The sequence below is a fragment of the Paracoccus yibinensis genome, from assembly GCF_030846195.1.
Lineage (GTDB): Bacteria > Pseudomonadota > Alphaproteobacteria > Rhodobacterales > Rhodobacteraceae > Paracoccus > Paracoccus yibinensis.
On record NZ_JAVCWH010000049.1, the window covers coordinates 1 to 4,264 of the forward strand.

Annotated in this window: 5 protein-coding genes and 1 pseudogene; 2 read left to right on the top strand and 4 right to left on the bottom strand. The window is 59.1% G+C overall.

Features of this window, described 5'->3' with window-relative positions; translation table 11 throughout:
- Positions 1–406: acetyl-coenzyme A synthetase N-terminal domain-containing protein (locus tag RAH32_RS21225; RefSeq protein ID WP_306610381.1), on the bottom strand; the 406-nt coding region annotated here is incomplete at its 3' end.
- A gap of 934 nt (positions 407–1,340) precedes the next feature.
- Positions 1,341–1,757 (bottom strand): RrF2 family transcriptional regulator, encoded by a 417-nt coding sequence (locus RAH32_RS21230; RefSeq protein WP_306610382.1) that lies wholly within the window; start codon positions 1,755–1,757, stop codon positions 1,341–1,343.
- Positions 1,758–1,835: 78 nt separating this feature from the next.
- Here RAH32_RS21230 and hmpA point away from each other — a divergent pair, with 78 nt between their 5' ends.
- Together hmpA and RAH32_RS21240 are read left to right on the top strand one after the other, a co-directional pair.
- Positions 1,836–3,026, top strand: coding sequence for an NO-inducible flavohemoprotein (gene hmpA / locus RAH32_RS21235; protein WP_306610383.1), 1,191 nt, complete (start codon positions 1,836–1,838; stop codon positions 3,024–3,026).
- Between the two features lie 34 nt (positions 3,027–3,060).
- Positions 3,061–3,315, top strand: coding sequence for a DUF6522 family protein (locus RAH32_RS21240; RefSeq protein ID WP_306610384.1), 255 nt, complete (start codon positions 3,061–3,063; stop codon positions 3,313–3,315).
- Between the two features lie 28 nt (positions 3,316–3,343).
- Here RAH32_RS21240 and RAH32_RS21635 read toward each other — a convergent pair.
- Positions 3,344–3,469: pseudogene (locus RAH32_RS21635) on the bottom strand (transposase); the annotation flags it as partial.
- 254 nt (positions 3,470–3,723) lie between these two features.
- On the bottom strand, positions 3,724–3,969 hold the full coding sequence (locus RAH32_RS21245; protein WP_306610385.1) for a hypothetical protein: 246 nt from the start codon (positions 3,967–3,969) through the stop codon (positions 3,724–3,726).
- Between the last annotated feature and the right edge of the window lie 295 nt (positions 3,970–4,264).

Below are 4,264 nucleotides of genomic sequence, written 5' to 3' on the forward strand. Positions count from 1 at the left end.
GGTCGCCGCGCATGATACCCTGGGACAGCAGGACATTGGCGAAGCGGTTCACCTTTTCCGACAGTTCCGCATAGGTGATGTGCTGGGCAGGCGTGGCGGGATCGTCGGGTTCGAAGATGATCGCCGTCTGGTTGGCGCGCTTGGGCAGGTGGCGGTCGATGCAGTTGACCGAGGCGTTCAGGATGCCGTCCTCGTACCACTTGATCGACACCTTGCCGAAGGTGAAGTCGGTGTTCTTGACGATGCTGAATGGGTGGATCCAGTCCAGGCGCCGTCCTTCGCGGCCCCAGAACGATTCGGGGTCTTTGATTGATTCGGCATACAGGCGGGCATAGTCCGCCGGTCCCACATGGGCCTTTTCGAAACCCGCCGGAATTGGATGCTTTTCAATCGCTTCGGTCGTCATGGTCCCCTCCTCGCTGTTGCGCCGGTTCATCTGCCCGCGGCTTCCATTCCGGAAATAACAGTCGGCGCGTAATTCACATGCGAATGTAAATAGCAAATAGACGTCTTGATTAACATACTACCATCAAACGATTTTTTTGTTAATTAGTTACGAAGCATCATTCGTGTTTGTTAACGAATTTACTCCGGCTTGCATTACAACCGCTGCCCAGGGCTATTCCCATGCTGTGCCTTCTTGAAAATATGAAGGTGAAAAAATAATGATTTCAGCGGCGCGAAGGGGTTGATGAAGAAATCTCTCCGCCTCCTTCACGAGCTATCTTTTCTGCTCCACCAACGTCGGAGGACATCTATTGGCTAGCTTGAGCCCTTTGGGAAAGTTGGTTAGCTGCGGCAATACACCGCACCACTCGCCTGTCAGTTCCACCTCGACCTGATCGCAGCAATCGAACAAGCTTTGACCAGAGTGAATGGGGAACGGTGCAACCAAGCGCCTCCAGACCGTTGCGCAGGTGCTACTCAGTAAGCCTGTTCAGGCAATCCTGCTTGGGCTGTATGTTGTTAACGCGAGTTCGGGCAGCGACGGCCTCGATGAACATTTATCCAAGGCCAAGCGTAAGGCCCGTACCCGACAATGTCCTATGTTGGGACCAAATTGCCAGTTGAGGCATCAGATCACAGCCCCCCCAACGACCTCCTGATGTTGACCGTTGTGTGAATATCCGCGATCTGGCTGTCATGACTGGAAGCCGTTCCATTCAGCCACGGGAGTTCTGGCCAATTCCTTGAGCACGGCAAAAGTGAAGCCATGGCGGCAGATCACCCATGCCAGAGCAAGGCTGGGCTGCTTCAGCTGGACGAGCGCTGATCAGGTTGCTGGAGCGGGAGGCCAGGCGAAAGGCTCCCGGACCAGCACGGGTGCCGAGGCTGCTTCCTCAAGCCACGAACAGATGCCGAAACGCATCCGGGGTGCGTGCGGCATCTGACAGGCGACACTTGTCCAGCACCGCCAGAAAGGCTTCTCTGGCTTCGGAAAAGACGTCCGGCAGGCTGCATCCTTCGGCGATCCGGCAGGTGCTGCAATCGACAATCCTGCTGTCTCCTTCCGTATGCCGAACAACCTGACCAATGGTGATGTCCGCAGCCGGCCGGGCCAGCGACAATCCCCCATAACGTCCCCTGGTGGTCCTGACAAAGCCAGCAGCCCCCAGGTCCTGAATGATCTTCATCAGGTTGTTTTGTGAGATGCCGTGGGCTTCGGCGATCTGCCGGATCGACACCCGCCCACCCTCATGGCCGGCAAGGTAGATCAGCGCACGAAGCGCATAGTCGGTGTAGCGGGTCAACTTCATCTTTTTACATTAGATGCATTCCCTTTGCATGTATAGGGATCTATAGATGCATCCATAATGCATGTTTAGGAGAGCCTCATGCCTCGTCCCCTGTCGCAACAGACCATCGCCGTCGTGAAGGCGACGGTGCCCGCGCTCGAACAGCATGGTCCCCTGATCACCGAGACGATGTACCGCCGCCTGTTCCGCAACGCAGACATCGCTGCGCTGTTCAACCAGGCCAATCAGAAGAAGGGCACACAGCGCCTTGCCCTGGCGCAGGCCGTACTGGCCTATGCCCAGAACATCGAAAACCTGTCCGCTCTCTGCGCGGCGGTGGAACGGATTGCCCAGAAGCACATCGGCTATGCGATCCTGCCAGAGCATTATCCCTTTGTGGCTGAAGCTCTTCTTGGCGCCATGGAAGAGGTTCTGGGCGATGCGGCGACACCGGACATTCTGCAGGCTTGGGGCGAAGCCTATTGGTTCCTGGCTGACCTTCTGATGGAACGCGAAGCCGCCATCCGCACGGAGATCGAAGCAAAGCCCGGAGGCTGGACCGACTGGCGCCGCTTCGTGGTGGCGGAACGGCAGGTGGAGGCGGAAGGAATTGTCTCATTCATCCTGCGGCCCGAGGACGGCGGCCTTGTTGTTCCGCACCGGCCGGGGCAGTATCTGACCCTGCGCTTTGATGAGGCCGGCCTCCCGGGCGTGAAGCGGAACTACTCCATCTCCAGCATTCCAGGCGACGAGGGCTACCGGATCACCGTGAAGCGAGAGCCGAACGGAGAAGCATCCTGTTTCCTGCATGATCACGCGCCTGTGAGCACCATCCTTGAGGCCACGCCACCCGCTGGGGACTTCCATCTTGCCAAGGACCCGCAGCGTCCGCTGATCCTGCTGTCGGGCGGCGTCGGCCTGACGCCCGTCGTCAGCATGCTGGAAGTTCTGGCAGAACAGCATCGCGACGTGCCCGTCTTTTATGTGCATGGCACCAGCAGTCCTGCCCATCATGCCCTTGACGCTCAGGTACGGCTTGCTGCCTCCCGGCACGGCAACGTTCTGGTCGAGACCTTCTACGAGAGTGGCGGCGACGACAGGGCCAATTCGGGCCGGATCACCATCAACTGGCTCCGGGCCAACACGCCCCTCGATGACGCAGAAGTCTATCTCTGCGGCCCCCGTCCTTTCCTGCGGCACTTCGTTGTCGGCCTGAAGGATGTGGGCATCCCCGCCGATCGCATCCACTACGAGTTCTTCGGCCCGGCCGACGAACACCTTGCCACGTAGAGCAAAGGAGCGGGATCAGGGATCGGGGTTTGCCATGAAGATCGTGTTCGACCAGGATCGCCCCATCGTTGACGCGGCCGAGATCGCAGCGCTGCTGGAGCTCGAGGTGGCCAGCTTTCAGGAGCTGATGCGCTCTGGGAAGATCAGGAGCATTGTGGAACAAGGCGAAGGAGCCGACGGTGGAAAATTCCGCCTGACGTTCCAATCGCCTCGCTGGCGGGTTCGCCTGACCTACGGGCGGGACGGCGAGGTGTTAACCGTGACGCGTGCGGCTTGCTCTTTTCCTTGAGGTGCGGGGCAATCGGCTTCAGGGTCGGACTATGGGATGCGGCAAGGAGTGCGGCTTGGAAAAGCGCATGTTGCAGCGCTTGTTGTCCTCCCGCGACCATGCGGCAACTGCGCATCGCGTCGCTGTCATGGGGGACGGGTGAAACACCGGCCATTGAGGCTGCCTAACACGCCGTCATGCGGCCGAGTTCTGGCATCTCCGAAAGCAACGTGGTCGCACAAACCGGACCGATCCCCGGAAGGGGTGGAGCAGCTTCACCTGAGCGGCCGGGGCATTCTCTCGCACGCAAGGACGCCTGCGATCCCCGACTCCAACTTCCGGAACTGGGCCCCGAGCATGGTCCTGAGCTCCTCGTCCATGAGGTCCGGTTCTGCTGCAACATCCTGTCTCCTCTGAACGCCGAGCTGTTCAAGCAGATGGCGCGAAGCGGCGCAGGGTCAACTCGATGGTGTATCCGTCCCGCCGCGTGGATTGAGCACTTTCCAGCAGAACTCGCTCACTCTTGCCGTCCATCTCGATTTGTCCGTCAGTGAGCCGGCGGAATTCCTCTGGGATCATGTCAGTTCGGGTGTGAAAGCGCAGGTAGTCACCTCCGGTTTCAACAACACCGATAAGCTGAGGCCTGCCTTCCAGCTTCAGGATCGCGTTTTTCATAGTCTCCTCCCTTATTGCTTTGCCAGCAGCAGGTAAGGACAAAACGCGCTTCTAGCGGTGCGGGTCCAACGAAGAAAGCGTGTGCGCAACTCTGACGGCTGGTCTGACCGGCCGCTCCCACGAATACCCCCCCTCCAACAGGGTCGGCTTCGCCAGTTGTGCCCCTGCGCTTTTCCAGCGTGCTATTGGTGTCTCGTCGCCAGTGTGAACCGCCCCGGGTTTACCGGAGAGTTTGTGGTTCAATGATTAGGCTGCTTTTTCGTCAGCGTTCAAGCTTGCGTAGAAGGCCTCCTCT